Source organism: Candidatus Thiodiazotropha sp. AKIB8, from assembly GCF_058244675.1.
On the sequence record NZ_JBSYOO010000039.1, the window covers coordinates 221,596 to 248,282 of the forward strand.

The 26,687-nt window shown below is 47.9% G+C and carries 29 protein-coding genes and 1 tRNA gene; 12 read left to right on the forward strand and 18 right to left on the reverse strand.

The genetic code is table 11. The annotated features are described in order from the left end of the window. Window positions 1-45 precede the first annotated feature (45 nt). Complete coding sequence (locus tag AC4IFB_RS12925; RefSeq protein ID WP_490780377.1) at window positions 46-672, forward strand: riboflavin synthase subunit alpha; 627 nt, start codon at window positions 46-48, stop codon at window positions 670-672. Between the two features lie 97 nt (window positions 673-769). Further along, window positions 770-1,687 (forward strand): ATP adenylyltransferase family protein, encoded by a 918-nt coding sequence (locus AC4IFB_RS12930; protein ID WP_490776749.1) that lies wholly within the window; start codon window positions 770-772, stop codon window positions 1,685-1,687. On the opposite strand, the gene AC4IFB_RS12935 is transcribed toward AC4IFB_RS12930, so the two are convergent. Next, the gene (locus AC4IFB_RS12935) at window positions 1,647-4,301 is read right to left on the reverse strand and encodes a glycosyltransferase (RefSeq protein ID WP_490780378.1); all 2,655 of its coding nucleotides are present in this window, start codon (window positions 4,299-4,301) and stop codon (window positions 1,647-1,649) included. The two genes, AC4IFB_RS12930 and AC4IFB_RS12935, sit on opposite strands and share 41 nt — an antisense overlap. A 210-nt stretch (window positions 4,302-4,511) precedes the next feature. After that, window positions 4,512-5,021, reverse strand: coding sequence for a DsrE family protein (locus AC4IFB_RS12940; RefSeq protein WP_490776751.1), 510 nt, complete (start codon window positions 5,019-5,021; stop codon window positions 4,512-4,514). Window positions 5,022-5,285: 264 nt separating this feature from the next. Here AC4IFB_RS12940 and AC4IFB_RS12945 point away from each other — a divergent pair, with 264 nt between their 5' ends. Beyond that, complete coding sequence (locus AC4IFB_RS12945; protein WP_490780379.1) at window positions 5,286-5,795, forward strand: SprT family zinc-dependent metalloprotease; 510 nt, start codon at window positions 5,286-5,288, stop codon at window positions 5,793-5,795. On the opposite strand, the gene AC4IFB_RS12950 is transcribed toward AC4IFB_RS12945, so the two are convergent. Then, on the reverse strand, window positions 5,790-6,053 hold the full coding sequence (locus tag AC4IFB_RS12950) for a GIY-YIG nuclease family protein (RefSeq protein WP_490776753.1): 264 nt from the start codon (window positions 6,051-6,053) through the stop codon (window positions 5,790-5,792). The two genes, AC4IFB_RS12945 and AC4IFB_RS12950, sit on opposite strands and share 6 nt — an antisense overlap. Window positions 6,054-6,384: 331 nt before the next feature. Here AC4IFB_RS12950 and soxX point away from each other — a divergent pair, with 331 nt between their 5' ends. Genes soxX through AC4IFB_RS12970 form a run of 4 tightly spaced genes read left to right on the forward strand, consistent with a single transcriptional unit; the run spans window position 6,385 to window position 8,730 of the window. Continuing rightward, on the forward strand, window positions 6,385-6,753 hold the full coding sequence (soxX, locus tag AC4IFB_RS12955) for a sulfur oxidation c-type cytochrome SoxX (RefSeq protein ID WP_490776754.1): 369 nt from the start codon (window positions 6,385-6,387) through the stop codon (window positions 6,751-6,753). 51 nt (window positions 6,754-6,804) lie between these two features. Further along, complete coding sequence (gene soxA / locus AC4IFB_RS12960; RefSeq protein WP_490776755.1) at window positions 6,805-7,644, forward strand: sulfur oxidation c-type cytochrome SoxA; 840 nt, start codon at window positions 6,805-6,807, stop codon at window positions 7,642-7,644. A 54-nt stretch (window positions 7,645-7,698) separates the two neighbouring features. Continuing rightward, entirely contained in the window at window positions 7,699-8,031 is a 333-nt protein-coding gene (locus AC4IFB_RS12965; protein WP_490776756.1) for a hypothetical protein, read from the forward strand. Between the two features lie 27 nt (window positions 8,032-8,058). Continuing rightward, window positions 8,059-8,730: a rhodanese-like domain-containing protein gene (locus AC4IFB_RS12970; RefSeq protein ID WP_490776757.1), complete on the forward strand. Its 672-nt coding sequence runs from the start codon at window positions 8,059-8,061 to the stop codon at window positions 8,728-8,730. A gap of 147 nt (window positions 8,731-8,877) precedes the next feature. Here AC4IFB_RS12970 and AC4IFB_RS12975 read toward each other — a convergent pair. The 13 genes from AC4IFB_RS12975 to AC4IFB_RS13035 form a co-directional block, all read right to left on the reverse strand. Continuing rightward, window positions 8,878-8,954 (reverse strand) — tRNA-Pro (locus AC4IFB_RS12975). 53 nt (window positions 8,955-9,007) lie between these two features. Then, window positions 9,008-9,367, reverse strand: coding sequence for a MerR family transcriptional regulator (locus tag AC4IFB_RS12980; protein WP_490776758.1), 360 nt, complete (start codon window positions 9,365-9,367; stop codon window positions 9,008-9,010). Next, complete coding sequence (gene ihfA, locus AC4IFB_RS12985) at window positions 9,345-9,647, reverse strand: integration host factor subunit alpha (RefSeq protein ID WP_068993812.1); 303 nt, start codon at window positions 9,645-9,647, stop codon at window positions 9,345-9,347. The genes AC4IFB_RS12980 and ihfA overlap by 23 nt, the downstream gene beginning before the upstream one ends. An 8-nt stretch (window positions 9,648-9,655) precedes the next feature. Continuing rightward, window positions 9,656-12,031, reverse strand: a complete 2,376-nt coding sequence (pheT, locus tag AC4IFB_RS12990; RefSeq protein WP_490780380.1) for a phenylalanine--tRNA ligase subunit beta — start codon at window positions 12,029-12,031, stop codon at window positions 9,656-9,658. A gap of 46 nt (window positions 12,032-12,077) precedes the next feature. Next, entirely contained in the window at window positions 12,078-13,106 is a 1,029-nt protein-coding gene (gene pheS / locus AC4IFB_RS12995; RefSeq protein WP_490780381.1) for a phenylalanine--tRNA ligase subunit alpha, read from the reverse strand. 216 nt (window positions 13,107-13,322) lie between these two features. Beyond that, complete coding sequence (gene rplT / locus AC4IFB_RS13000) at window positions 13,323-13,682, reverse strand: 50S ribosomal protein L20 (RefSeq protein WP_490776761.1); 360 nt, start codon at window positions 13,680-13,682, stop codon at window positions 13,323-13,325. Window positions 13,683-13,704: 22 nt separating this feature from the next. Then, window positions 13,705-13,902 (reverse strand): 50S ribosomal protein L35, encoded by a 198-nt coding sequence (gene rpmI, locus AC4IFB_RS13005; RefSeq protein ID WP_490776762.1) that lies wholly within the window; start codon window positions 13,900-13,902, stop codon window positions 13,705-13,707. Window positions 13,903-13,948: 46 nt separating this feature from the next. Continuing rightward, entirely contained in the window at window positions 13,949-14,458 is a 510-nt protein-coding gene (gene infC / locus AC4IFB_RS13010) for a translation initiation factor IF-3 (protein WP_490780382.1), read from the reverse strand. 78 nt (window positions 14,459-14,536) lie between these two features. After that, a complete protein-coding gene (gene thrS, locus AC4IFB_RS13015; protein WP_490776764.1) occupies window positions 14,537-16,453 on the reverse strand; it encodes a threonine--tRNA ligase in 1,917 nt (638 codons plus the stop codon). A gap of 457 nt (window positions 16,454-16,910) precedes the next feature. Then, entirely contained in the window at window positions 16,911-17,693 is a 783-nt protein-coding gene (locus AC4IFB_RS13020) for a metal ABC transporter permease (RefSeq protein ID WP_490780383.1), read from the reverse strand. Then, window positions 17,690-18,595 carry a metal ABC transporter substrate-binding protein gene (locus AC4IFB_RS13025; protein WP_490780384.1) on the reverse strand — a complete coding sequence of 302 codons (906 nt, stop codon included), beginning with the start codon at window positions 18,593-18,595 and terminating at the stop codon, window positions 17,690-17,692. The genes AC4IFB_RS13020 and AC4IFB_RS13025 overlap by 4 nt, the downstream gene beginning before the upstream one ends. Window positions 18,596-18,604: 9 nt before the next feature. Then, a complete protein-coding gene (locus AC4IFB_RS13030; protein ID WP_490780385.1) occupies window positions 18,605-19,813 on the reverse strand; it encodes a TonB-dependent receptor in 1,209 nt (402 codons plus the stop codon). Window positions 19,814-19,930: 117 nt separating this feature from the next. After that, window positions 19,931-20,197: a hypothetical protein gene (locus tag AC4IFB_RS13035; RefSeq protein ID WP_490780386.1), complete on the reverse strand. Its 267-nt coding sequence runs from the start codon at window positions 20,195-20,197 to the stop codon at window positions 19,931-19,933. Between the two features lie 129 nt (window positions 20,198-20,326). On the opposite strand from AC4IFB_RS13035, the gene AC4IFB_RS13040 reads away from it, so the two are divergent. Genes AC4IFB_RS13040 through znuB form a run of 4 tightly spaced genes read left to right on the forward strand, consistent with a single transcriptional unit; the run spans window position 20,327 to window position 23,313 of the window. After that, window positions 20,327-21,271, forward strand: a complete 945-nt coding sequence (locus AC4IFB_RS13040; protein WP_490780387.1) for a zinc ABC transporter substrate-binding protein — start codon at window positions 20,327-20,329, stop codon at window positions 21,269-21,271. After that, complete coding sequence (locus AC4IFB_RS13045; RefSeq protein WP_490780388.1) at window positions 21,268-21,768, forward strand: Fur family transcriptional regulator; 501 nt, start codon at window positions 21,268-21,270, stop codon at window positions 21,766-21,768. The genes AC4IFB_RS13040 and AC4IFB_RS13045 overlap by 4 nt, the downstream gene beginning before the upstream one ends. After that, window positions 21,765-22,535 (forward strand): zinc ABC transporter ATP-binding protein ZnuC, encoded by a 771-nt coding sequence (znuC, locus tag AC4IFB_RS13050; RefSeq protein WP_490780389.1) that lies wholly within the window; start codon window positions 21,765-21,767, stop codon window positions 22,533-22,535. The genes AC4IFB_RS13045 and znuC overlap by 4 nt, the downstream gene beginning before the upstream one ends. Continuing rightward, on the forward strand, window positions 22,513-23,313 hold the full coding sequence (gene znuB, locus AC4IFB_RS13055) for a zinc ABC transporter permease subunit ZnuB (protein ID WP_490780390.1): 801 nt from the start codon (window positions 22,513-22,515) through the stop codon (window positions 23,311-23,313). The genes znuC and znuB overlap by 23 nt, the downstream gene beginning before the upstream one ends. A gap of 217 nt (window positions 23,314-23,530) precedes the next feature. On the opposite strand, the gene AC4IFB_RS13060 is transcribed toward znuB, so the two are convergent. Continuing rightward, complete coding sequence (locus AC4IFB_RS13060; RefSeq protein WP_490776555.1) at window positions 23,531-24,697, reverse strand: hypothetical protein; 1,167 nt, start codon at window positions 24,695-24,697, stop codon at window positions 23,531-23,533. A gap of 200 nt (window positions 24,698-24,897) precedes the next feature. Here AC4IFB_RS13060 and AC4IFB_RS13065 point away from each other — a divergent pair, with 200 nt between their 5' ends. Continuing rightward, complete coding sequence (locus AC4IFB_RS13065) at window positions 24,898-26,205, forward strand: gluconokinase, GntK/IdnK-type (RefSeq protein ID WP_490780391.1); 1,308 nt, start codon at window positions 24,898-24,900, stop codon at window positions 26,203-26,205. Between the two features lie 21 nt (window positions 26,206-26,226). On the opposite strand, the gene AC4IFB_RS13070 is transcribed toward AC4IFB_RS13065, so the two are convergent. Beyond that, a complete protein-coding gene (locus AC4IFB_RS13070; RefSeq protein ID WP_490776557.1) occupies window positions 26,227-26,649 on the reverse strand; it encodes a hypothetical protein in 423 nt (140 codons plus the stop codon). Window positions 26,650-26,687 lie beyond the last annotated feature (38 nt).

A 26,687-nucleotide genomic window follows, 5' to 3' on the forward strand; every position in this document is an offset into this window, starting at 1 on the left:
TCTGAATATAGTTGTTATTCAGAAAAGCCGTCGAGGAGAATTTTTATGTTTACCGGCATCGTACAAGGTACTGCTGAGATTGTTGCCATCGAGCAAAAGAAAAATTTCCGCACCCATCGGGCCCGTTTTCCAAAAGATACCCTGGATCAATTAAAGACGGGTTCATCTATCGCCCACAATGGCTGCTGCCTGACAGTAACCCGAATAGAGGGTGAATTAGTCGATTTTGATCTCATGCAGGAGACCCTGAATGTCACCAATCTGGGCGAACTCAGGGTCGGCGATGCCGTCAATTTTGAGCGAGCTGCAGGTTATGGTGATGAGATAGGTGGGCACGCCATGTCGGGACATATCCTCTGCACAGCAGAGGTTGTTAATCTCAGAGTCTCTGAAAATAACCATCAAATCCGCTTCAGACTCCCCGAAAGATGGAAGCGATATATTTTCACCAAAGGCTATATTGGTATCGATGGCATCAGCCTGACTATAGGTGATGTCGAGGAAAATGAATTCGAGGTCAACCTGATCCCAGAAACCTTACAACGAACCAATATTGGCACACGTAAAATTGGTGACCGAGTGAATATCGAAATCGATCCTCAAACCCAAGCCATTGTCGATACCGTGACAAACCTGTTACCTGAACTCTATCAAAAGATGCTCCAACGATAAGCCTGGATTAAACAATTGCAAAACATCGTTCATTAGATTCAGCTACTGATGCAATCATTCCGAGACCGTCTCTGAACAAAGTAACCAGGAATCTGATATGACACTGGAGCTGATAAGTGGAACCCTGTGGCAGAAAATCGTTCATCAAACTGAACTAGCTATAGAAAGTGGAGCTCTCCACTCCATTCAGACCCTATCTCAGGAAATAGACCAGGATGGTTGCGATTTCACTGTCCGCATAGCAAAGAATCTAAAGCGAAAGAGAGAACAGAAAAAGACCCACCCGGAGTTCAACCCTTTTTTACCCCCGGAGCCATCATTAACTGTTTCCGATATATCTCCAACCCACATTGCAGTACTGAATAAATTTAATGTGGTGAACCATCATCTTCTGATCGTAACCCGTAAATTTGAGTCTCAGGAAAGATTGCTCTCTGAATCTGATTTTTATGCACTATGCCGATGCTTAACAGAATATCCTGCTCTTGGATTTTATAATGGCGGGGAAGCTGCCGGAGCCAGCCAAAAACACAAACATCTGCAACTGGTTCCGTTACCTCTGTATGGTGGAACCCGACCCTATCCCTTCTCATCAATTTTAAGGGTTAACGATCACTGCACTGCAATACAGCAGCTATCTCAACTCCCATTTAATCATGCCTGGTGCAATCTACCCAAGAACCTATTTAATGATCCGGATCAGGCTGCAACCTACTGTAATAAGCTCTACCGGGAGATGTTGATGCATGTAAGCATTGAGGCCATAGCAGATGCAGAAGGTGCTTTACAGTCAGCGCCATATAACTTACTGGTGACTACACAATGGATGTTACTGGTACCTCGTTCAAGGGAGTGCTGGCAAGAGATTTCGATCAACGCATTGGGCTATGTAGGGTCACTATTCGTGTCGGATCAGAGCGCTCTTGAGAAATTGGATAATTTCGGCCCGCTCAATCTGTTAAAAGAAGTGTCGATTATTTATCGACACGCTCATGCAGTGACTGACTCTGAATAGTGGAACTAGCGTCATCAAATGGGGTGGCCATCTCGCCCATAGGCCCCACAATCTTTGCTGGTAACCCAGGAAATGCACTGATTATGGAGACCAATAGTGACGCTGCATATGGTATTGATTGTAACAAAAGAACAATCGACCAAATATGAGCATCTGGTGATTCAACACCTTGTTGCCAACTGATTATGCCAGCTGAGAGTGTCAAGGCAATAAAAAACAGTGCCTCTTCACGAGCATCCTGCAACGCACGCAACAGACCAGATTTTCCTGCCCGCTTTGGCGTTCGAAAAAATGGTAATCCACTGGTAAAAATCCCCTGGATCATGGCTAATGCAATGGTATGGGACAAGGCCAATCCAGCCAGAGCTGCGGCAATACTTTGACGTACAGTAGCCTCGACCCGCCGCCTGTAGAGAAAGAACATCTTCAGTAGCTTAAACCCGAAAAGAGTCATAGGCAGTACAGCAAACAGCGGGAGAGGCGCGGTGAAATGTTGCGGCCATATCAACATTGAAGCTGACCAGGTAATCGCTGCCATATTAAAAAAGAGATTAAAGCTGTCAGCAAACCAGGGTAACCAGCCAGCAATAAAATGGTATCGCTGTCCAGCAGATAGTTGGCTGGTTCGAGCGGCAAATAACATCCCTAAATGGTGTTTGATGATCTGCACTGCCCCATATGCCCAACGAAAGCGTTGCTTTTTGAAGTCGAGAAAAGTGTCAGGCATTAAACCTCGTCCATAGCTTCTAGGTATATAAACTGCCTCTTGGCCATGTTCAAAAACCCTCAGCCCCAGATCGGCATCCTCGGTGATACACCACTCACCCCAACCTCCAATCTTATCGAGAACCTCACGTCTTACCATCGTCATGGTGCCATGCTGAATAATTGCATTGCGCTCATTGCGTGTAATCATGCCGATATGAAAGAAGCCGCGATATTCAGCAAAACACATCGCTTTAAAACAGTTTTCGCTACCATCCCTGTAGTCTTGTGGTGACTGCACGATGGCTATTTCAGAAGATTTGAATTGAGGCACAAGATCCCGTAACCAGTTGCTATCGACTTGATAGTCACTATCGATTACAGCAATCACTTCAGCATCAGTATCGGTCTCCTGTAAGGTGAAATTTAATGCACCAGCTTTGAACCCCGCCAAAGGTGAGCGATGAAAGAAACGAAAGGAGTTACCCAATTTAGTACAGTGAGCCTCAACAGGCTTCCAAACCTCCGGGTCTTGAGTGTTGTTATCAATAACCAACACTTCGTAATTTGGATAATCCAAACGAGACAATGCATCCAGAGTCTCAATTAGCATTGATGGTGGTTCATTGTAGGCAGGCACATGAATTGAAACCATCGGCAGTTCAGCGTCACTCACCACTGAGTGTTTGGGTTGCCTCCGCCATTGCTTCATCCACAATGATTCAGCCCACTCATGAGCTTCTGCGAACAGCACAACCAACACACCAAGCATGCCGATAAATAACACCACGCCCACCACCACTGCACTGAGTGTCATGTATTGCCGGGTATAGTCATAGAACATCCAAACAGAGCCTGTTGCCGCACTATAGGCAACCAGAGCCAGAAACCCCCTGCCACTGGATCTTAAACCTTCGCTGTCTCGGAATAAGAAGAGTAGTGCAATGACCCCGAACAGAATCGAGATTGCTGCAAGTTCTCGCCAATGAGGCACACTGACCACAGCTTCCGTAAATGTGAACTTGGCATTTCGCTCCACATCGTAGACGCCCCAATAGGTACCAACCCCACTCTCTTGTCGTTGTTTCCAGGGTTGATCGAAGGCTTCCATTACATAGTAGATGTATTCACGCGCTTCAGCCTCATTCAAGAAACGTCTGAGAAAGCTGGCCTGATTGGCATGAGAGGGTGAGGCATCCCGTCTTGGTCTGCCGTTACTTGGCCAACCAACTTCTGCAATGACAATCGGTTTGTCAGGAAACTGCTGCTTCAACCGGTCATAAGTATTTACGGTAAAATTAACCGCATCATCAATGTGCTGCCCTTCCCAGAAAGGTAATATATGCGCCGCTATGTAGTCTACGTGATCAGCCAGTTCAGGGTGTTCCAACCAAATATGCCAGGGTTCGGCAATACTGACGGGGGCCCATACCTTGCTATTGACATTGTCCAGATTGGTGATTGCCTCAGCTACTGATATATTACCGCGGTAGATCGCTTCATTGCCCACCAACACCCGCACAATATTTTTGTGGTACTGGCGACTTAAACTGATCAGTGTTTCAATTTCATAAGCGTTTGTTTCAGGATCCCCATCGATCCAGGCCCCAAGCGCCACATTGAGACCATGTTTTTCAGCTAGCCTGGGAATTTCACTATATGAACCACTGACAGAATAACTCCTTACTGCATAAGTCTTTTCAGACAACAGTAGAAGATCTTCTTCAATTTGCGCCTCAGTTGGATAACGTCCCCGACTCGGATCCTGATCAGCTCTGACTGGAGAAAATGAGAAACCCTGTATTTTCTTTGGCCAAGGGGGCTCATTGGAACTGCCTCCTAGAAGGTTCCAGATCATCAGAGTCAACAGAGCGATTGCCAGGGCAATGACGAGATTGGGGCGCAACATACAAACTAGAGCTCATATAAACAGCAGTATATTAATTGTTTTAAATGAATTAGGTTGTGACGCGCCACGCCTTTTTTATCAGCGACGGTTTTGCAACCTCTAAACAACTCATAAACGACAATTTGCATCCAAAACAGGTCGATTTCCTATACCCAATAGTGATAACTATTTCTGCTGATCGTCTATTCATAAGAAACAGCGATAACCTCCTTATCTAATCTCCTCCATACTTCTGCGTTTGATATGCACCTGGGGCACAATCAACGCATAACCTTGCTGTTGCCAGTGTACGAGTTCAGTAAAGGCAGAAGGGACTAATTCAACGAACTCCTGGAAGTCATTCAGATGGTATCCATAATCGTTGGCTGCCAGATTGCATACCTTGAATTCAACACCAAGTTCAGCGTAGTAGCGCATTCGTTCTACAACCTCCCGATACTTGTTGTAATTCCTCTTCACCAGAGTAACTATCTCTGTACCGTGAATAACAACTTTGATATCCATGAACTCTGGCGCCATATCATAGGGCGATTCGGTTAGTGGATTCATTAGAGATCTAATCCAATAGAGTGCAGCCGACATCTTTTCAGGTTCATCCAGAAAGATGTCATAGACTACCTTGGGTGAATCATATGCCGGAGTAGTTATCTTTGGTCCCTCCTCTGCACTACTTGAAAATGCCAGCAAAGCCACCAAAGTCAGGGCTATCAGTCTGCTCATCGTCTCTCCTATAAAATGAGGCTGCTATATAGAGATTTTGACTTCATATGTCCCCAAAAACACCCTTGTATGACTGTGTATTCAGGCCAAGCTAGATTCCATAATGCGCTCTATTGGCGCATTAATAATATTTATTAATGAATCTTAAAATAAAATCTCAAACGAATTTACTGACAATTTGTTATATTCAGGGGATATCAGACAAAAGCGGTGTGACTAAAGATCACTGCCTGTTGCAAACGATACTGGGCCTATCTTGATCCAATGATTGAATCTCAACTCCAAACAGAAGCCAAGATAAAAACCCGCCAGTTACTCGCTTCTGCTGAGCACCATTTCGATTTAGACCCCAGCCATCCTGAGATTTTTTTCGATCTGAAAGGAAAAGCTGCAGGGCTCTTGATCACTCACAAGAACGGGGCGAGCAAAATCCGCTACAACCCTATCCTACTTGAACACTATGGCCAGAAATTTCTTGATCAAACCGTGCCACATGAAGTCGCACATCTGGTAGCTCGTACCCTATTTGGCCCATCCATCAAGCCTCATGGCAAGGAGTGGCAAGCTATCATGTCTTTTTTTAAAACCCCTGCACTCCGTTGCCACAGTTTCGATACCACCCTATCCACTACACGAAGTATGCGCTACTTTGAATATCGATGTGATTGCCAAAACCACCGGATCAGTGCCATTAGGCATAATCGAGTACGCGCTGGGGTAACCTACCTCTGCCGGGCATGTGGTACGAGCCTTACCCATGTTGAGGCCTCATGATAAAATTGCCTGATCGATGATCTTCAACTTTTCTCTCAATTTCATCTTCTTGATGTCCCACTCACGACGCAAAGCCGTACTCCTATTGGAGGCTGACTCCAAAAAGACCAGTTCCACAGGGGTACGGCCTCGAGTATATTTTGCCCCAATTCCCTGATTATGTTCCGATACCCGGCGTTTTATATCGTTGGTGACCCCTGTATAAAGGGTTCTATCTGAACATCTCAATATGTAGACATACCAGCTATTTTCGTGCATTTCACCCATCTTTGATAAGAGGCTCAATCTCGTGTTTTTCTACAACTATAATCTGTAATCCGGATAGGTTGGTTGATACTCAGCACTAACCCCTAAGGTATGCAGATCTAATTTTCATTGTCGATACTATGGTTTACCACTATGTTTTTTACTAGTTTCTGGACTTTACAGAGCTTATAACAAAGTATCACAATGCACGTAGCCAAAAATCGTCCTGAAGAGACAATGGCAATCAACGACTTGTTGTAATTCAATTAGCTAAAAATTAACTAATAATGCTTATATATATCAACAAGTTAGAACCTCATTAACCCCCATCTTGGAGGACACAATGATTGGTAACACCAAAAAGTGGATAGGAAAGGTCGGCAGTGTAGCTGTTATTGCTGGCCAATTTCTGCTCTCTCCCACACTCTTGGCTGCCGATGCAGATATCGCAGAAGGTCAAAAAATCTCATTCGATAGAAAAAAAGGCAATTGCCTAGCCTGTCATAATATTCAAGGGGCACCTGCTCCAGGTAATATTGCACCGGCCTTGGTCGCAATGAAGTCCCGCTTTCCTTCAAAGGAAGCTTTATACAAGCAGATTTGGGATGCCACTGAGAACAACCCTGAATCCGCCATGCCGCCATTCGGTAAACACGGCATTCTTTCCGAGTCTGATTTCAAAAAAGTGGTCGAATACATCTGGACGCTCTAATCCAATCACCACCATTGATCAAGACTGCAACACCTTTGAGGTTGAAAGAACATGAAACACCTATTTCTTAAGCTGACCTTACTGGTCATGACTTGTGGCATTGCTGCTTCTGCACAGGCTACGACTCCTGAGGAAGATCTGGCAGCATTCCAGAACTTCTTTAAAAAACGTTTTCCGAATGTAGAGACCCAGGACTACATCAATGGCGCTTATGCCATCGACCCTGTCGGGCGTGAAAACTGGGAAGCCATCGAAGAGTTTCCTCCCTATGAGCCTTTCATTGATGAAGGACAAGCCATGTGGGAAGCCCCTTTTGCGAATGGTAAAAGCTATAAAGACTGTTTTCCCGATGGTCCTGCAATGGCTGGAAAATACCCCCACTGGGACAAAGAGAAAGGCATGGTTATGACCTTGCCCCTGGCGCTCAACAACTGTCGAAAGGCGAATGGGGAAAAACCTTTAAAGTATAAAAAAGGCCCCATCAACAATATCGTCTCCTACATCTCACACGAGTCCCGTGGACAGGTTACGAATATTGAGATCCCCAGTGATGACCCAGGTGCCTTGGCTGCCTACGAGGCGGGTAAGAAGTTCTACTACACACGTCGTGGCCAACTGAATTTCTCCTGCGCCCATTGTCATTTGCAGAATGCTGGCATGATCCTGCGCACAGAGATACTTAGCCCGGCACTTGGACACACCACTCACTTTCCTGTCTATCGCTCAAAATGGGGAACAGTAGGTACACTGCACCGCCGTTTTACCGGATGCAACAAACAGGTACGTGCGAAGCCTTTCAAAGCTCATGGTGATGAGTACCGTAATCTTGAGTACTTCCTGACCTATATGAGCAATGGACTTCCACTGAATGGCCCTGGTGCCAGAAAGTAACTGTAACAGGGACTTTTTCAACCTGGACAAGATTACGTGATCGGAGTAAAAGCGATGCACAAAAGAAAAACACTCATTTACAGTATGCTGGCTGGCATTTTATGCAGTGGCATGACAACCTTAGCCTCGGCAGATGAAGTATCAGCCGCCAAGGTACAAAAATTGATTGATGCGGCAGATGCCGCCAGAAAACATGCAGCTGAAGTCGGTGGCGAATGGCGCGATACCGGTAAAATGATCAAGAAGGCAAAAGCCCTGATGGAAAAAGGCGACTTTGTGGGAGCTGCCAAGCTTGCCAACAAAGCAGCCAAACAGGGACACCTGGGTTATGAACAGGCTGTATCTCAGAAAGAGCTTAAAATGCCCTCATATCTACATTACGAATAACGGCTAACGCCACAGGAGGAAGACATAATGAAGTTTGTCAAAGTACTCATGCTGACCACACTTGTCGGTGGCGTAGCGCTTTCAACACAACTACGTGCGGAAGAAGGCAACCAAATTTCCCCAGGACTGCAATCTGTCGAAGTTATGCATAGTGGTGAAAAAGTCATGATCACTCGTGCTGCAGATAAAACTGCAGTGGTGCCAAAATCCTTTTCTAAAACTGCACGCCACTGCCCACCATTCTGTATCCAGCCTGCAACAGTGGCTACAGGTGTGGAGACTGTGGGTGAACTGGAAGTACTCGGTTACCTGAAGCGTGTCAGTGATGGAGATCGTAAGGTTCTGGTTGTGGATTCTCGAACACCTGAGTGGATAATCCGCGGCACCATACCTGGATCTGTCAATATTCCATGGAATAAGATCAATGTTGATGTACAGGGTGCATTCGATGTCTCAGCAGAGGCAGATGGCTTGCACGACATAATGGTCAATCAACTGGGTGTGCAGGATGTCAAAGGCAACCTTGATTTCCGCAATGCAAAAACCTTGGTTTTGTTCTGTAACGGCAGTTGGTGCCCTCAGTCTTCGAGCAACATCAAAACATTGCTCAAACTTGGCTACCCAGCCTATAAACTGAAATGGTATCGTGGTGGTATGCAGGATTGGGTGAGCCTTGGGCTAACTACTATAAACCACTAAGATAGGGATGCAAATCCAAGCGAAAAAGGGTTGCCCGATGGCGACCCTTTTTTTTACCCGTAATATTGATCACAGAACCTCCAGAGATATTTATTCTTTGATGATCAACAACAAAAAAGGGGTTGCTGTTAAGCAACCCCTTTTGTTTGGTCCGGGCGGGGTGATTCGAACACCCGACCCCTACAACCCCATTGTAGTGCGCTACCAGACTGCGCTACGCCCGGAAAGAGCGGCAATACTAGGCAGTTAAACCGCCTATGTCAATGCCGGTAAGGCTTTATCTTTTAAGGATTTGCAGAACTTCTTCAAGCTCGCCGCGGAGCTGTTTGATAATCTGCTGGCTCTGCTGCAGATCTTCCTTGGCGGTATCACCAGAAAGCTGCTGACGAGCACCTCCGATGGTAAATCCCTGCTCATAGAGCAAGCTGCGAATCTGTCTGATCATGAGTACATCATGACGCTGATAGTAGCGTCGATTACCCCGCCGCTTGACTGGTTTGAGCTGTGGAAACTCTTGCTCCCAGTAACGCAAGACATGCGGCTTTACCTGACAAAGATCACTCACTTCGCCAATCGTAAAATATCTTTTGCCCGGTATAGCGGGCAGATCGGTATTACTGCTGCTCGGATCCAGCATAGGCTTCTACTCGCGCCTTAAGTTTTTGTCCTGGTCTGAAAGTCACCACACGGCGAGCAGAGATAGGTATCTCTTTGCCGGTTTTTGGATTTCGTCCAGGCCTCTGTTTCTTTTCACGTAGATCAAAGTTTCCAAACCCGGAAAGTTTGACCTGCGCGCCTCTTTCCAAAGACATGCGGATCTCTTCAAAGAACATCTCCACCATCTCCTTGGCTTCACGTTTGTTCAGTCCAAGCTCATCAAAAAGCCTGGCTGCCATATCTGCTTTCGTCAGTGCCATATGCAGTCCTAATCTCTCAATTTCGCGCCCGTTTCCCTAGCCAGTCGCTGTAATACAGCTTCGACCACCTCATCCACTTCCTTATCGGTAAGAGTGTGCGATTTTTCCTGTAAAATCAATCCCAATGCGAGACTTTTTCGACCCGAATCTACGTTTTCTCCAGTATAGACATCAAAAAGCAGGATGTCTGTAATAATTTTGCTGGATTCATCACGAATAAGATTCCTGATTGTCTCAAAATCGACCGATTCATCCACCACAATGGCAATATCACGGCGTATGGATGGATATTTTGAAAGTGCTTCAAAGGCAGGAAGTGCCCCTTCTGCCAACTTTTCCAAGGTCAGTTCAAAAACAAACGTCGTTCCATTCAGGTTCATCTGCTGCTCCAGTTCAGGATGCAGCATGCCCAACATACCGACAATTTCGTTATGCAGGCGAATCTCAGCACATTGGCCCGGATGCAGCGCAGAATGGTTAGCGGCAGTATAACTGATACCTTGATCATGCCCTGTCAGACTTAAAATGGCCTCTACATCCGCCTTTATGTCATAGAAATCTGCTCGATTGCTGGAATCACCCCACTGCTCAGCCAAACGATCACCAGAGACCAATCCAGCCAACATCGCCTTCTGCTCAATCTCTTCACCCCCGTGAAAACAGAGTCCGGACTCGAATATGCGAACCCGCTGCTGCTGACGTGACTGATTATAGACCGCTGTCTCTATCAAGCCGGGCCAGAGTGAAGTACGCATCACTGACATGTCAGCAGAAATAGGGTTGGCTAAGCGGATACCCTTGGCATCAGGATCAACTTTCGCTTCAATCTCCGGACTGATAAAGCTGTAGGTGATGACTTCCTGATAGTCCCTACCCACCAACAGATGTTTCGCCTTAGGGAGACTGAACTCAGCTTCCGGGCGATCCGCCATGACCATGGAAGATTTCCCACGATGGGGTGGGATATTTGCATAACCATAGATCCGGCCAACCTCTTCGATCAGATCCTCTTCTATAGAGATATCGAATCGACTGCTCGGTGCTTTAACCTGCCAGCCCTCTTCTGCTTCACTGGTGGTCATCCCCAAACGGTTGAGTATGTCGCCGATCTCACTACGCTCGATATCGATACCTAGGATTTGATTGACACGTTGCGCTCGCAGTTTGATCTCTGGTCTCTGCTCAATCATTGCCTCATTGATGACTTCAACCACAGGACCAAGCTCACCTCCAGCAATCTCGATCAGTAGTTGAGAAGCCCGTTCCATTGCCTGTAGCTGCAGATAGGGATCGACACCCCGTTCGAAGCGATGAGATGAGTCAGTATGCAGACCATAGGCTCTTGCCTTCCCACTGATAGCGGTAGGTGCGAAAAATGCACTCTCAAGAAGGATGTTCTGAGTCCCCTCACCTACTGCTGAGTCCTCTCCGCCCATAATACCTGCAAGAGCAATTGGACGTTTGGCATCAGCAATAACCAGCGTACCTTCTGTCAACTCGATCTCCTGCCCACCGATCAAGGTCAACTTCTCCCCTTTACTCGCAAGTCGAACCTTGATGCGCTCTTCAATCTTCTCCAGATCGAATCCATGCATCGGCTGGCCCAACTCCAACATGACATAGTTGGTCACATCGACAACAGGTCCAAGACTGCGGACATCGCCTCGACGTAATCGCTCCTGCATCCAGAGCGGAGTTTCCGCATTCATATTCACCCCGCGAACCACTCGGCAGCAGTAGCGAGGACAGGCTTGATCAGCCTCCAGGTCGACGCCTATCTGATCATCGATCGTGGAGGATTGAGCCACTATTTCTGGATAGTCCACCACACAGCGATTGATGACACCGACCTCACGGGCAATACCAGCCAAACCGAGGCAATCGCTACGATCCGGTGTTAGATCGACATCGATCACATGATCATTCAAATCCAGATAGTGGCGAAAATCCTCACCAACCGGAGCCTCTTGTGGCAGCGGCATAATCCCATCAGACTGCTCAGCAAGTCCCAGCTCGCTTGCTGAACAGATCATGCCTAAAGAGGTTACTCCGCGTAATTTGGCCTTCTTTATTTTGAAATCACCGGGTAGACGCGCACCGACAGTCGCAACTGGCACACGCATTCCTGCGGCCACATTTTTTGCGCCACAAACGATCTGCAGCATCTCCTCTTCGCCAATATTAACTTGGCAAACACTCAATTTATCAGCATCAGGATGGGGATCCCGTGCAAGTACCTCGCCTACCACTACCCCGGTAAACTCTGAGGCGACCGGTTCAACAGAATCGACCTCCAGACCCGCCATGCTCAATTGGTCGGCCAACTCTTGGGTCGTCACTTGTGGATTGACCCACTCCCTCAACCAGGCTTCACTGAATTTCATGCTTTTCTACCACTCTTTAGAGACTAATGCCGAAGACTATGTAAACTTATGCAAACTGCTTTAAAAAGCGCAGATCATTTTCAAAAAACAGACGAAGGTCATTTACGCCATAGCGCAGCATGGTTAAACGTTCGACACCCATTCCGAAGGCGTAGCCAGTATATTTCTCACTGTCGATACCGACATGACGAAACACTTCGGGATGAATCATGCCGCATCCCAGCACTTCAAGCCATCCGGTATGGCTGCAAACCCGACAGCCCGCACCACCGCACATCACACACTCAATATCGACCTCTGCCGATGGCTCGGTGAAGGGAAAATATGAGGGACGAAAGCGTAGCTTCAACTCCCGCTCAAAGAAGCTGCTGAGAAAGTCATACAAAACGCCTTTGAGATCGGCAAAGGAGACGTTTTCATCCACAAGAAACCCTTCAACCTGATGGAACATCGGTGTATGGGTCAGATCGGAATCACAGCGATAGACCCTACCCGGTGCGATAATCTTCAACGGCGGTTCACCCTTCTCCATGGTACGAATCTGTACCGGGGAGGTATGGGTGCGCAGCAGCATGTGTGCATCGAAGTAGAAGGTATCGTGCATTGCCCGTGCAGGATGGTGGTCGGGTATGTTTAAGGCTTCGAAATTATGGTAGTCGTCCTCAATTTCCGGCCCCTGGACAGATTCGAATCCAGCGGCAGAGAAGAGGCGTTCAATACGATCCAAAGTACGGGTCACCGGATGCAAGCCGCCGCGATTCAAGCCTCTGCCCGGTAAAGATACATCAATCTTTTCATCAGCAAGGCGTTTTGTCAGTGCTTCTTTCTCGAGCTCACTTTTACGTGATTCGATACTCTGTTGCAGCGCCTGTTTAGCCTTATTGATTTTTTGCCCGGCTTGCGGCCTTTGATCGGGAGGCAGTGTCCCCAACTTTTTCAGTTGTGAAGTCAACTGGCCATTCTTGCCTAGATAGGCCACCCGTATCTCATCAAGCACCAGCAGGCTATCTGCCCGTGCGATAGCGCTTTCAGCTGCTTCAATCAGATCTTGTAAGTCCAATGTGGAATCTTCCATCTGTCTCTTTAAACCTCAAGCGAGCATTTTTAATATCGTATATATCGAGAGATTAACCTGGTGTGGGATTGTCAATTCAACCTCTGCACACATCGTTATCTGACAACATATAAACTACATTCAACCGAAACGGTGATAAAAAAAGGGGAAAGCCTTAGGCCTTCCCCTTTTTTGCTTACTGCGCCGCCGGATAAACCGGGAAACAACAACAGTTACTTAGCTGGAAAGAGCGGCCTTCGCCTGTTCTGCCAGCACGGTAAATGCCGCTTTGTCGTTAACGGCCAGATCTGCCAACATCTTGCGATCAACTTCGATATTGGCCAAGTGCAGGCCATTGATCATGCGGCTGTATGAGAGACCGTTGTCACGGGCACCAGCATTGATACGTGCAATCCAAAGTGCACGGAACTGGCGCTTTTTCTGACGGCGATCGCGATAAGCATATTGACCAGCCTTAATGACTGCCTGCTTAGCGACACGATAAACTTTTCTACGGGCACCGTAATAGCCCTTAGCTTCATCAAGCACCTTTTTATGGCGGGCGCGTGCTTGTACACCACGTTTTACTCGAGACATTGTTTAGATCCGGTTCTTTAGGTTAAGCGTAAGGCATCATACGACGGGCGATTGCCACATCGGACTTTGCAATGGTGTTGGGAGAACGCAATTGACGTTTCCGCTTGGTGCTCTTCTTAGTCAGAATATGACGCCGATGAGAGCAGTTACGTTTAAATGAACCGGACGAGGTGCGTTTGAACCGTTTGGCCGCACCACGATTAGTCTTAATCTTGGGCATTGTATTAACTCCGCGATTTGTACGCCTCTTGGGCGTAAAAAAATAGTTACTTTTTCTTGGGGCCTAGCACCATCACCATCTGGCGGCCTTCCATCGCAGGTTTCTGTTCCATCTGACCATATTCGGCCAAATCTTTTTCAACCCGTTCAAGAAGCTCCAAACCCAGTTCCCGGTGAGCGTGCTCCCGACCGCGGAACCGCATGGTTACCTTGGTCTTATCCCCATCTTCAAGGAAACGTATCAGGTTGCGTAGTTTTACCTGATAATCCCCTTCGCCTGTCCCTGGCCTGAATTTGATCTCTTTGATGTGAACCTGCTTCTGCTTCTTCTTGGCGGCCTGTTTCGTCTTTTTTAGTTCAAAAAGAAACTTGCCGTAATCCATCACGCGACAAACCGGAGGCTCCCCGTTCGGCACGATTTCTACCAAATCCTGTGTCGCATCTTTGGCCGCCTGAAGGGCTTCCTCTATTGATACAACACCTACTTGTTCACCATCAGCGCCAATGAGTCTTACATTAACAGCCGTAATTTCATCGTTAAGACGGTGCTTTTTCACAGCAGCGATAGTCACTTCCTCCAAAAAGTCCAAACCCTAAAAGTACAAAAAGCACCGGAAAACCAGTGCTTTTTACACTCAATTTACTCGTTGAGACACTTCAGCTTGGGCGCGTTCCATAAACTCGCTTAGAGGCATGGATCCAAGATCCTCACCCTTGCGTGAGCGTACAGAGACAGTACCCTCCTCCATCTCCCGATCACCAATGACCAGCAGATAAGGCACGCGCATCAACGTATGCTCGCGGATTTTAAAGCCAATCTTCTCATTTCTCAAGTCCGATTCGACACGAAAACCGTTATCCCGCAGAGATTTGAGACAATTATTCAGATAATCGGCCTGCCGATCGGTGATATTTAACAGTACAGCCTGAACTGGCGCCAGCCAAATCGGCAGTGCGCCGGCATAATGCTCGATTAAAATACCAATGAAACGCTCCAGCGAACCAAGAATGGCGCGATGCAGCATCACCGGCACCTTTTTGCTATTGTCTTCAGCAATATAGGTTGCTCCCAGACGTTCCGGCATCGAGAAATCGAGCTGGATTGTACCAAGCTGCCAGACCCGACCAAGACAGTCACGCAAGGAGAATTCTATCTTCGGGCCGTAAAAGGCCCCCTCACCAGGTTGCAACTCCCAGTCAAGTCCCTGTTGATTGAGTGCTTCTTCCAGTGCTTTTTCAGCTTTATCCCACACCTCATCCGAGCCAACACGCTTTTCGGGACGTGTGGAGAGCTTTACCAGCACCTCATCGAAGCCAAAATCCTTGTAGACTTCCAGCAGCAGCAGGTTAAAAGCCTGTACTTCAGAGAGGATCTGATCCTCAGTACAAAAGATATGCGCATCGTCCTGAACGAAACTCCTCACACGCATTAATCCATGCAGTGTTCCTGAAGGCTCATTTCGATGGCAGGAGCCAAATTCAGCCAGGCGCAGGGGCAGATCGCGATAGCTTTTCAGGCCGTGATTGTAGATCTGGATATGTGCCGGGCAGTTCATCGGCTTAATAGCATAGACCCGGTCATCTGTCTCAGTGACAAAAATGTCGTCACGAAACTTATCCCAGTGACCAGACTTTTCCCAAAGAGTGCGATCGATTACCTGGGGTGTATGCACCTCTTGATAACCATGGTTTTTCAGCTTGTCACGAACATATTGCTGAACGGTAAGATAGATCCGCCAGCCCTTGTCGTGCCAAAAGGCCATGCCTGGGGACTCTTCCTGAGTGTGAAACAGATCCTGAGTCTTGCCGATTTTGCGATGATCACGTTTTTCCGCCTCTTCCAGGCGGGTGAGGTAGGCCTTGAGCTCCTTCTTATCCCGCCAGGCCGTACCGTAGATGCGTTGTAACATCTCATTATTGGAGTCACCTCTCCAATAGGCACCAGCCACCTTCATCAGTTTAAAGCCTTTGCCAAGCATGCTGGTGCTGGGTAAGTGAGGACCTCGACAAACATCGAACCACTCCCCTTGACGGTAGACTGAAACCTCTTCGCCTTCAGGTATGAACTCTTTGATGATCTCGACTTTATAAGCCTCACCAATAGTTTCAAAGGTCTTAATAGCCTCATCACGATCCCAGACTTCACGGGTTATTTGCAGATTTCGTTTAACGATCTCATGCATTCTCTTTTCTATTTTTGTCAGGTCATCCGGTGTAAAGGCATCTTCTCTGGCAAAGTCATAGTAGAAACCATCTTCGATGGCGGGCCCAATGGTGACTTGTGTTCCCGGATAGAGTTCCTGAACCGCTTGAGCCATGACATGTGCTGCATCATGCCGCAACAGAGTCAGTGCATCATCATCCCGGCTGGTGAGAATAGCGAGTTCGCTATCCTCCTGGATCAGATAGGAGGTATCGACGAGATCACCATTGACGCGACCGGCCATAGCCGCCTTGGCTAAACCTGGGCCGATATCTGCAGCGACATCATACACAGTCACCGCATTATCAAAGTTACGTTGGGAACCGTCAGGGAGAGAAATAACAGGCATTTAAAAAATTTCCTCATCAGTGGTGGCCCATACGAGAGGCCACTTGAAAATAAAAAAGCCGGCGCCATTGGGAACCGGCCTGCATATTGGTCAGTTAAAATACAGACGGGCTGTGAGATTAACTGCCGAAAACTGTACGCTGATAGATTTCACATTGGTTTGTTGCTATTAAATCAATGGCTTATCAGACGACGTATTGTAGGGCGGAAGTCTAATACAGTCTCATTCAACAAGTCAAAAGAATTAGGCCGGGAAATGCAACAAATCACGCTTCCGCAGAGTCAATTTTGAATAACCTTATTTAAGTGGATTGGTGCGGCAGGGCCGGCACCCTACAGTTAAGGGCACCTTTATTAAACCGTTGTGTAATTTGTTACTTCTATTAACCCGGCGACTAAGTATGTCGTCTTCAGGGTTAATACTAATGCTTAGACTTAGGTTTCTGTCAATCCGCTCACTATCCAACTGGGCTGGAGGCTCTCTTTTTTTGTCTGGATTTAATCAGCCAACCACCCAGTAATGAGGTTAGTGCCAAAGTGTAGACAATCATAGCACCCGCAGGCATGTCCCATAGGGCGGCAAGGAGCAATCCCAATGCATATCCCGCAGCCGCAATCAGATAACCTGTCACATCTGCCCCGCGTTCAACTTTTCTCAATGCCAATGCCGGAAGTATCAAGGTAGCAAACACCAGATAGACACCCACCAGTTGTACTGATGCGGTGATCGTGATCGCAAATAGCAGATAGAAAATTAACGACGAAGCATGCTGGCGAAGGCTATACCATAGTGTGAGTATGACAACATAAAGAAGTGCAACCGGGATGATTTGCTGGTAGCTGACCCAGAGTATCTGCCCCACCAACAGCTCTTTTAAATGCTCCCCGCCATGTGGGTTGGCGGCTAGCAAAAGAATGCTACCACTGGAAGTTAGTACAAACAGACTACCGATCAGCGCCTCCTGAATCTCTGCCCAATGCTTATCTGTCAGATAGAGCAGGAGTGAGGCTGTGATCGCTGCAATGACAGCAATCATCTGAACTTGCCAGCCCCCAGGTTCCCAGCCAAAACCATGAGCAACGATCAGACCCATGCCTGCGGTCTGGGCAACTGCAAGATCGAGAAAGATTATCCCGCGCTTCAGGACATGACGTCCTAAGGGCACATGAGTCGCAGCGACAATCAACCCGGCCAGAAAGGCCGGGAGTAGGATCTCAGATTGCAGGGCAAACCAGTTCATTGGAGCAATTCAAGTAGACGTTTCAGTGTTTCATCATACAGGGTAAAAAGATCGCTAACCCCATCCCCTCCTCCAACGGTATAGGGGAGTTCAACAGCCCTGATACCGGTAAGCTCAGAAAATCGCTTTGCAGCCTTCGGACTCTGATAGTGGGTATAGATAATGCCTCTGGCAGGATTTTGCTCCAGCACCTGCTTCAACTGCACAAGATGACCGGCCGTTGCTGGTAATCCAGGCTTTGGTTCAAGCGATCCGGCATCGATGATCTGCAACCAGTCGAACAGATAGGCCCAATCTTTATGGTGAACCACCAGTCTGATTCCTTTCAGTGGCTCTGCTGCCTGCTGCCAATTCTCCAGGGCCTGTTGCCATCGCTGCGTAAATTGATCCCGATGCTGTTGATAATCGCCGCTGTTTTGCGGATCCAACTCGATCATCCGCTCACTCAGGGCGAAAGCAATCTTCAACACTCTCCTGGGATCTAAATGAACATGGGGATTCCCTGAAGCATGGACATCACCCATGGAACGATCAACTGTTTTTGGAATGCCTAGTCGCTCAATCTGTTTTGCAGCTTCGAAATAGCCTCTTTTGCCTGAGAGCACCTTAGGATTCCCCCCTTGTCGCTGCAGCATGGGTAACCATCCGATCTCCAATTCAGCACCACTGCAGACCAACAGATCAGCCCGTCTGACTTTGGCAATCAGACTGGGCCTGGCTTCGATGTGATGAGGATCCTGTCTGGCGGTAGTTGCTGAGGTGACAGTAACATTATCTCCACCCAGCTCTTTAGCCAGAGAGGCCCACTCCGGTTCACAGGCGAATATATTCAGATTTGCCTGTGCTACTTGGGATAGTGAGATTCCCACAATCAATAACAACAGATTGATCTTGTTGCTCATGATCTGCTCCTAAAACTGATGGACGCCATGGGAACCCAGGCTCATGATGTACTGCAGAGTGATGATATTATCTGAATCCTCATAGGATTCGTCTCTGGCGAATTGCAGACGAAAGCGACTATATTCACTGTATGAGTAGTCACCCATAAGGGCCAAACGTTGAGGGGTATGTCCCTCATCATCCAGCCCGGCTTCAGCAAGCACCTCTTCATCAGAGCCTCGATTGTCAGCATCGAGCCAGTCGTAGCGCAAGCCAGCACGCCACCTGGGCATAAACTGGTAGACTGCTTGCACGTATGCTCCTTTCTGCTTACCGTCATAGGTCGTGGATTCGGCTGAATCCGAACCATCGTCCATCACCACGTCACCCTCTTCATCACGCACAAAAAACTCACCCTGTATCTTGAGATTCTGTTCGGTGGAATTACCATGGGGCGCCCATTTCCAGACAAAATCGATACCACTGACCTGAGTCTCTCCGCTATAGGTTGGTACCTCTTCGGCACCCTCTCCATGGGAATGACCACCGGAAGTACGACCTTCGATATCGGCACGCCAGTGGGAGATACCTATTTGCCAGCTTTGACTCTCTCCTATATCACCACCAATCTTTGCGAACAGTGTCCCAGCACCTTTACCATCCTTGCTCGCCCCCCCTGCCGGGAACCGTTCACCTCGGGTAATCTCTCCGCCAAACTTGAGAAACAGCTCTGTGGGCGCAATCCAGCTGAGCTGGATACCATCATCCAGCAATTGATCACCAAACAGACCACGATAGATTAAAGGGGCATCAGTAAAATCCCAGGCATGGGGATGTTGCTGATTCAGGTAGCCAAGCCCCGAGAAAAAACGACCAGCCTTCACTCCCACACCTTGTCCCAACACCAGGCTTTCAACAAAAGCCTCTTCCAATTCAACCTCAGTCTCACCTTCGTGATCGTGCAGGGCAGCAGTCAATTTGCCGTAAAATAGATCGTCGACATTTGCGCTGAAAGAGAGCTCGCTATGGCCGATATGAAATCCCTCTTCTCCTCGACCAGCCTCTCCCCCCAGCATAAAACCGGGCAGTTCATATTCAGTTTCGTTGTCGAATGAGGTAAATCGGCCATCCAGAATCAGGCTGATATCAGGATTGAACCGGCTCCCTTCGGCAGCTTCGACTGTTGTGGAGAGCATTACCATTGCCACTGAGGTACTAATTAAAAAGTGCTTACTCATAAGCTCCTCTACTAATCATCAATAAGTCATCAAGATCTAGTCTGAAATGAGATCTTTTCCCTACGCAGATCAATGTGGGAATGAAATAAAATCAGACTGATTGGTTTTTGATAAGAGTCAGGAAAGAGAGGGAGGAGCGCGGATCTGTTGATAGTTAAATTGGGCGGCAACTTCAGCGGATGCCAAGGTCACCCCTGTTGTTCTGAAGAGTGAGTTAGAAAAGATTTCAGGTAAGGTGGGGATTATGGCGTGATCATGGCCAGGGGCGTATAGGCAGACTTCACAGACCTCATCAGGACTATGCTCGTGATAGAGATGCTCAAGCAATAGGCCCTGAGATATCAGGAAAGCAAGTAGCGGAATTGTCAGCCATCTCTTGCGCATGATTTCAGCTGGTTATAGACCTATATATAACGTAGTAACAAGCGATCTCAAACAGATCCTATATTGGCTCGCAGTTTTGTTATAATATAACATAACAAATAATACCATGGTTTACATAGTTCAACTTACATGAAGCAAATTAGTCGCATTTCTATCCTCTCTACCTTAGTAATGGCCTTGAGTCTATTCTCCACACCTTCCCTGGCAGGCCTCAAGGTGGTGGTCACCATCATGCCGATCCACTCACTGGTTTCCGGTTTGATGAGCGGTGTTGACGAACCCTACCTGCTCCTCAAAAGCAACCAATCACCCCATACTATGAGTCTGAAACCTTCAGATGCCAGAGCGCTGGACCAAGCTGACCTGGTGGTCTGGGTAGGTGAATCTCTGGAGTCACCGCTCACTCAGCTGATAGAGCAGATCGGGGAGAATATCGAAGCTGTCAGCTTACTCGATACCCCTAACCTGCATCTGCTACCAATTCGAAACAACCTTGAGTGGACACATCATCACAAGCCAGCCATATCTTCAGCCACTCATGACCATGAGATTAATATGGATAACCATATCTGGTTGTCTCCAACGAATGCCCGAGCTATCGCACACCACTTGTCGAAGGTATTAATCAGGCTAGATCCTGGTAATAGAGAGCTCTACCAGAGTAACCTTGAAAAACTGTTAAGCCGGCTTGATGAAATGGAGCGCAGGTTCATCGCCAACATCAATGGGGTCACTGAAATTCCGTTCATCGTATTTCACGATGCCTACCGCTATCTTGAGGACTATTTTGGGTTGAACGCAGTGGGTTCGGTAAGTATAAGCCCTGACCGTCTCGCAGGCGCTAAACATATCCATCACCTGCGGCAGAAAATCCGCAGGCTCGAAGCCAGTTGTGTCTTTAGTGAACCTCAGTTCGAACCGAAGCTTGTTCATACTCTGATTTCCGATACACAGGCAGCTGCAGGCCAATTGGATCCCCTCGGTGGCGAGCTGCCACCTGGAGAGGATGCCTACTTCCAGCTGATGCTCGGTTTATCTGAAAATCTGGCATCCTGTTTAGGTCGTGATCAGTGAATCATAATAAAGCAACCTCCCCCTTTCCAGCAGCCGATCATGATCATCGTAGCTGCGTCATGGAGGCTCTGAAAAAAGCAGAACAGTATTGTCATGAACAAGGATTACGTTTAACAAAAATTCGACGCCGGGTGCTGGAATTGATCTGGGCCAACCACCAACCTGTTGGTGCCTATGAACTATTGGAGCAGTTGACCCGTGAAGGACATAAAGCCGCCCCCCCTACTGTCTACCGGGCACTCGACTTCCTGATGGAAAACGGACTGGTACATCGCATCAGTTCCAAGAATGCCTACGTGGGCTGCAATCACCCCGATTCTGACCATCGTGCACAATTTATGATTTGTGAAGATTGCGGACAAGCGGCAGAGCTGGATAGTTCCGCTATCGGTTCCGCAATCTTAAAAGATGCCCAACATCACGGTTTTACTATCGAGCAATGGACTTTGGAGATTACAGGCACCTGTGACCAGTGCTCGAAGAAGGCTAAATCATGAGCAGAGCGAATGAGATACTGATAGAGACGAAGGGAATCAGTATCTCACGACAAGGAAGATCAGTTTTGCTGAACGTTGACATGAGGGTCAGGCGGGGTGAGATTGTCACTCTGATTGGTCCCAACGGTGCCGGCAAAACCACTTTAGTGCGGGTTATGCTTGGATTGCTCAAACCGGAAAGTGGCCAAGTCATGCGCTCACCTAAACTACGGATTGGCTACATGCCACAGCGCCTCTCCCTATCAGAAAACATGCCCCTGACAGTCAAGCGTTTTCTCGCCCTTGGAGAAAATCGCAAGCAAAACAGACTGGCAGAAATCCTCGATGAACTGGATGTCAGCCAACTCACAGAACATCCGATGCAACGCTTATCTGGCGGTGAACATCAGCGGGTTCTGTTGGCTCGAGCGTTACTGCGTGAGCCTGACCTGCTGGTGCTCGACGAACCGGTACAGGGGGTCGATATCACCGGCCAGGCGGCCTTATACAGCCTTATCACCCGTATACGCAATCGTTTCAATTGTGGCGTATTGATGATATCCCATGATCTGCATTTGGTGATGGCCAATACTGATCAAGTACTCTGTCTGAATCAACACGTCTGCTGCTCCGGACACCCGGATAGTGTCAGTCAACACCCTGCCTATCTGGAGTTGTTTGGCTCAGCCACCCAACCAGAACTGGCAATCTATACCCATCACCACGACCACACCCATGATATTCATGGCAATGTAAAAGTAGATCATGAAGGAGATCACCGTGGATGATTTTCTGCTTCGCGCCCTGGCAGCGGGTGTTGGTGTTGCAATGGTAGCCGGCCCACTGGGCGTATTTGTAGTCTGGCGACGCATGGCCTATTTCGGTGATACCCTCGCACACTCTGCGTTACTCGGCGTGGCACTGGGTTTTCTGTTAGGGATCAATCTCAATCTGTCAGTCATTCTATTGAGTATCGTTCTGGCACTGATTCTGGTTGCAATGAACAGAAACCAACATCTCTCCCATGATACTCAACTTGGTATTCTCGCCCATAGCGCACTCTCTTTGGGCCTGGTTGTGATGGCATTTCAAAGTTCAGTGAGAATAGATCTGATGGGTTATCTTTTTGGCGATATCCTGGCGGTCACTGCTACTGATTTGCTCTGGGTATGGGGAGGCGGCTTTGTGGTATTGCTTGTGCTTATGCTGATTTGGCGTCCCCTCTTATCACTGACTGTTCATGAAGAGCTGGCGCAGGTAGAGGGAGTTCCAGTGACTGCTGTTCGCCTGGCATTTATGCTGCTCATCGCCCTTGTGATTGCTGTATCCATGAAGATTGTGGGCGTGCTATTGATCACCTCGATGATGATCATACCTGCAGCATCGGCTAGAAGCTTCAGCCGCACGCCGGAACAGATGGCCCTGTTTGCTGGCCTGTTAGGCATAGTATCGGTGATGCTTGGTTTGGCTGGCTCATGGCACTGGGATACACCTGCTGGCCCTTCAGTTGTTGTGGCTGCCGCACTACTGTTTGGATTGACCAGAGCTGCCGTTCCGGTGAGATAAGATATTCACCAAACATACGCAGGTTTGAGAAATACAAGCGCAATCGGCACAACATTTTACCCTGCTTATTGGGTAGTGTTCTTCCGACTTTATAGTATTCATAATCTTTTATGGTGGGGCATGGCCCCACCCTACCCTGCACGCAAGGTCTGTTTTACATCATTCTCTTGGTGTAGAAGAAGCCTGAGAGCAAGTAGTGAATTGTTATCTCTGACTATTAGCTTTCAGGCCAATAATCTGTTGCGATACCTGAACCGAGATCAGCATCTATAAGTCGCCTGCGAACCTCCAGCAACCTCTCCAGTAAAGCAGGTTCCGCTTTTTCATAGAGTTCTGCATCAGGTACTCGCTTGACCACCACGCCCAATAATTCTGTGATCGCATTACCTATTGAGTTCTGGCTGATAGTCACAATCAACTTGCCTGCTTCATTTCTGTAGATCAACTGTTTAAACGCGGGCTGCCATCGAATTGAATTGGCATATTTCGCATCAACGATACAGCGGTCCCTGACCTTTTTTGCTGCGCCGAGAAAATCGTTATTGAATAGCAGCACACTCTCTACCTGATGAGGATAATAAACATCCCTGGGCATAGGTGCGTTACGCGTGGAGACCTGACTGAAAAAGGTACGATAGAAATCGATGAATCCTTCTAGTATGGCGTCATACTCATGCCAGAAACGGATATTCTTCAAGGCAGCACCACCACCGCGGATCTCCCAACAGGGAAGACCTTGAGGATAGCCGGTAAGCTTTATACCGGACTCTTCAGAACTGATAGGCTTTAATACTTTCAATTCAAGTGAACTGTCAAAAAACTCACGATAGACATCCCGCATATAGGACTGGAACAGACTATGCTGCCCACCATCAGAAAGATTGGGATTTTTCGGGTCAGCTAAATCAGCCTGCCTGAGCTGAGTCATGGGAAAAACGATAAAGTGGTTGTGCAACATGCGAATGCTAGGCACACCAGGCGAAGTCAATGGCCATGTGGCATCCAGACTGGCCTCCCCAGCCAACATCAGATGCTGTGCAGGATCTGGAAAGGTTTCCAGCATATATTCGATAATAATCTGGTTCATCCGGTTCCAGACATGGCGTACTTCCTGAGGTACCTGTGTACGCCGCACGGGTCGCCCAAGGGGATTAAGTATCACCTTGGAGGTGTTATAGATAATGGATGTATCGAATTCGGTACTATGCCCCAAGGCCTTGCGGTAGAGCAGAAGGTTCTCCGGATTCATCAACAGACCATTGTTGTGTACCAGATCATTGAGGTTTTCAGTACTGTTGAAAAACTCATTGGGTTTCATACCTTCTGGTACTTCAAGGGGAATAGGTCTGAAGGGGGTAGTAATCTCGCGCGGGCCGTACTCCATTATTGAACCTCCTAATTGATGAAGCGCCTAGCTAATCCAGCAGCATATGCTGTTATGCTCCACACCCTAAACAGTGTCAGTCACGAAATCAAAATGATCGCTCCTATAGGGGCATTATTTATGCGGATGTGGAGACTCATACACTCAGCTATGATGACAGCTATGCAGGTCTGTTCAGGTCAGATGAGAGGGGAATTAGAGTGATTATCATTGTTATGGGTGTTTCCGGCTCAGGAAAATCCACCATCGGCAGAATCCTCGCCCAACAGACCGGTTGGCGCTTCATCGAGGGAGATGACTATCACCCTGCAGAGAATAAGGCCAAAATGGCCACAGCATTGCCACTTGACGATGATGACCGCCAACCCTGGCTGGAGCGACTGGCAAAGGTAATCGACAGACATCTAAGTATTGATCGCTCAGCTGTACTCTCCTGCTCAGCACTGAAAAAGAGCTATCGTGAGCAGCTGATGCGCTCTCCTGAAGTTCGATTTGTCTATCTTGAAGAGTCTTATGAGCTGATCCTGGCAAGGCTTAATCAGCGTACCAAACACTTCATGAGATCGGAATTGCTGCAAAGCCAGTTTGATGACCTGGAACCGCCCGAAGAGGCGCTGACCTTATCGATTGAGCAACCGCCAGAGCAGATTGTCAAACACATTATGTCAGAGATGAAACTCACATCCACACCCAGTCAGACACAACTACTACTTGATGATTTAATGTTTCCAGAGGCACCTCGTTGGCGTGATGGCTGGTTATGGTTTACCGATCAACATGCCCAACAGGTAGTGAGGGTTAATCTTCAGGGAGAGTCGGAGACCATTGCCACCCTGGATGACCTGCCAGGTGGGCTGGGTTGGTTACCGGATGGACGCATGCTGGTTGTATCCATGACTAAACGTCAGGTTCTTGTGCTTGTAAATGGCAAACTGGAACCCTACGTTGATCTCAGTAGCCTCGCCTCTTTCCATTGTAACGACATGTTGGTGGACAATCTGGGACGCGCCTATGTTGGCAATTTCGGTTTTGATCTTCATGGCGGAGCCGCCCAAGCAACAGCTGAACTGGTTATGGTTGAGCCTGATGGCAAACCGAGGGTCGTTGCAGAAGATTTACTCTTTCCCAATGGCTGTGCCTTGAGTCCGAATGGCAGCACCCTATTGGTTGCGGAAACCTTTGCATCACGCATCTCAGCCTTTGATGTAGAAGCTGATGGCAGTTTAAGCAATCGACGCGTCTGGGCAGAACTGAATGGTGCATATCCCGATGGAATAGCGCTCGACGCACAAAACAATCTATGGATCGCAGCACCCAACCTTTCACGTCTGCTGCTAGTCAAGCAGGGAGGAGAGAGGTTGCGGGAAATTGAGCCTGTTGGCGATCCCTATGCTTGTATGGTGGTTGGAGAAAAAAGCAGCAGGCTTTTTATAACAAGTTCAGAGTCAGATGACCCCATTGAGGCCAGATCACTGCGCAGTGGACGTATTGAAACAGTCGATTTGTGAAAGCAGGGATACTATTAACCATCACTGAGCAACCATATCCAGTTTTTGATAAGTCTCTGAAGCCACCGCAGCGCAGAGATGGTTCATTCCTTGCACCACATTTGCAGAGTAATCACTCGTATAGTATTCATTTCCTTTGTAGTTAATCCTGAGACCAAGGCGATCTTTTCCAGCCATAACCCCGAACATGACCCTTACCCCTGGATTACGTTGTCGGAATTCGATAATTTCCACCTCAGCAATCTCTGTTGAAGAGACAGATTGCCCACTACTCTGGGCCTCTTTTCTATAGGCCTGTTGAATAAGCGGAATTATTTTTTCATTGTGGGTGCAAGAACCACAATTCCAGGTGATATTCAGCTTGGGCACATTCGCTCCATGTGCTGCATAGAGAGGCAGAAGCAGACCCAAAAACAGACCAAGTCGAGCACTCAGTAACTTCATGTTTATTCCTTGCCACCTCAGTAGCACACGAGTTAAAT

Bases quoted from the DNA above. Each gene is read 5' to 3' on its own strand.
- AC4IFB_RS13025 (WP_490780384.1), bottom strand. From the start codon at position 18,595: ATGAGCAACAAGATCAATCTGTTGTTATTGATTGTGGGAATCTCACTA.
- pheS (WP_490780381.1), bottom strand. From the start codon at position 13,106: ATGGAAGATTCCACATTGGACTTACAAGATCTGATTGAAGCAGCTGAA.
- AC4IFB_RS13035 (WP_490780386.1), bottom strand. From the start codon at position 20,197: ATGCGCAAGAGATGGCTGACAATTCCGCTACTTGCTTTCCTGATATCT.
- AC4IFB_RS12940 (WP_490776751.1), bottom strand. From the start codon at position 5,021: ATGAGCAGACTGATAGCCCTGACTTTGGTGGCTTTGCTGGCATTTTCA.
- AC4IFB_RS13070 (WP_490776557.1), bottom strand. From the start codon at position 26,649: ATGAAGTTACTGAGTGCTCGACTTGGTCTGTTTTTGGGTCTGCTTCTG.
- pheT (WP_490780380.1), bottom strand. From the start codon at position 12,031: ATGAAATTCAGTGAAGCCTGGTTGAGGGAGTGGGTCAATCCACAAGTG.
- AC4IFB_RS12965 (WP_490776756.1), top strand. From the start codon at position 7,699: ATGCACAAAAGAAAAACACTCATTTACAGTATGCTGGCTGGCATTTTA.
- AC4IFB_RS13040 (WP_490780387.1), top strand. From the start codon at position 20,327: ATGAAGCAAATTAGTCGCATTTCTATCCTCTCTACCTTAGTAATGGCC.
- AC4IFB_RS12970 (WP_490776757.1), top strand. From the start codon at position 8,059: ATGAAGTTTGTCAAAGTACTCATGCTGACCACACTTGTCGGTGGCGTA.
- AC4IFB_RS12935 (WP_490780378.1), bottom strand. From the start codon at position 4,301: ATGTTGCGCCCCAATCTCGTCATTGCCCTGGCAATCGCTCTGTTGACT.
- soxA (WP_490776755.1), top strand. From the start codon at position 6,805: ATGAAACACCTATTTCTTAAGCTGACCTTACTGGTCATGACTTGTGGC.
- soxX (WP_490776754.1), top strand. From the start codon at position 6,385: ATGATTGGTAACACCAAAAAGTGGATAGGAAAGGTCGGCAGTGTAGCT.
- AC4IFB_RS13020 (WP_490780383.1), bottom strand. From the start codon at position 17,693: ATGAACTGGTTTGCCCTGCAATCTGAGATCCTACTCCCGGCCTTTCTG.
- rplT (WP_490776761.1), bottom strand. From the start codon at position 13,682: ATGTCTCGAGTAAAACGTGGTGTACAAGCACGCGCCCGCCATAAAAAG.
- AC4IFB_RS12950 (WP_490776753.1), bottom strand. From the start codon at position 6,053: ATGCACGAAAATAGCTGGTATGTCTACATATTGAGATGTTCAGATAGA.
- znuB (WP_490780390.1), top strand. From the start codon at position 22,513: ATGAAGGAGATCACCGTGGATGATTTTCTGCTTCGCGCCCTGGCAGCG.
- AC4IFB_RS12945 (WP_490780379.1), top strand. From the start codon at position 5,286: ATGATTGAATCTCAACTCCAAACAGAAGCCAAGATAAAAACCCGCCAG.
- znuC (WP_490780389.1), top strand. From the start codon at position 21,765: ATGAGCAGAGCGAATGAGATACTGATAGAGACGAAGGGAATCAGTATC.
- ihfA (WP_068993812.1), bottom strand. From the start codon at position 9,647: ATGGCACTGACGAAAGCAGATATGGCAGCCAGGCTTTTTGATGAGCTT.
- rpmI (WP_490776762.1), bottom strand. From the start codon at position 13,902: ATGCCCAAGATTAAGACTAATCGTGGTGCGGCCAAACGGTTCAAACGC.
- AC4IFB_RS12930 (WP_490776749.1), top strand. From the start codon at position 770: ATGACACTGGAGCTGATAAGTGGAACCCTGTGGCAGAAAATCGTTCAT.
- AC4IFB_RS13060 (WP_490776555.1), bottom strand. From the start codon at position 24,697: ATGGAGTACGGCCCGCGCGAGATTACTACCCCCTTCAGACCTATTCCC.
- AC4IFB_RS12925 (WP_490780377.1), top strand. From the start codon at position 46: ATGTTTACCGGCATCGTACAAGGTACTGCTGAGATTGTTGCCATCGAG.
- thrS (WP_490776764.1), bottom strand. From the start codon at position 16,453: ATGCCTGTTATTTCTCTCCCTGACGGTTCCCAACGTAACTTTGATAAT.
- AC4IFB_RS12980 (WP_490776758.1), bottom strand. From the start codon at position 9,367: ATGCTGGATCCGAGCAGCAGTAATACCGATCTGCCCGCTATACCGGGC.
- AC4IFB_RS13030 (WP_490780385.1), bottom strand. From the start codon at position 19,813: ATGAGTAAGCACTTTTTAATTAGTACCTCAGTGGCAATGGTAATGCTC.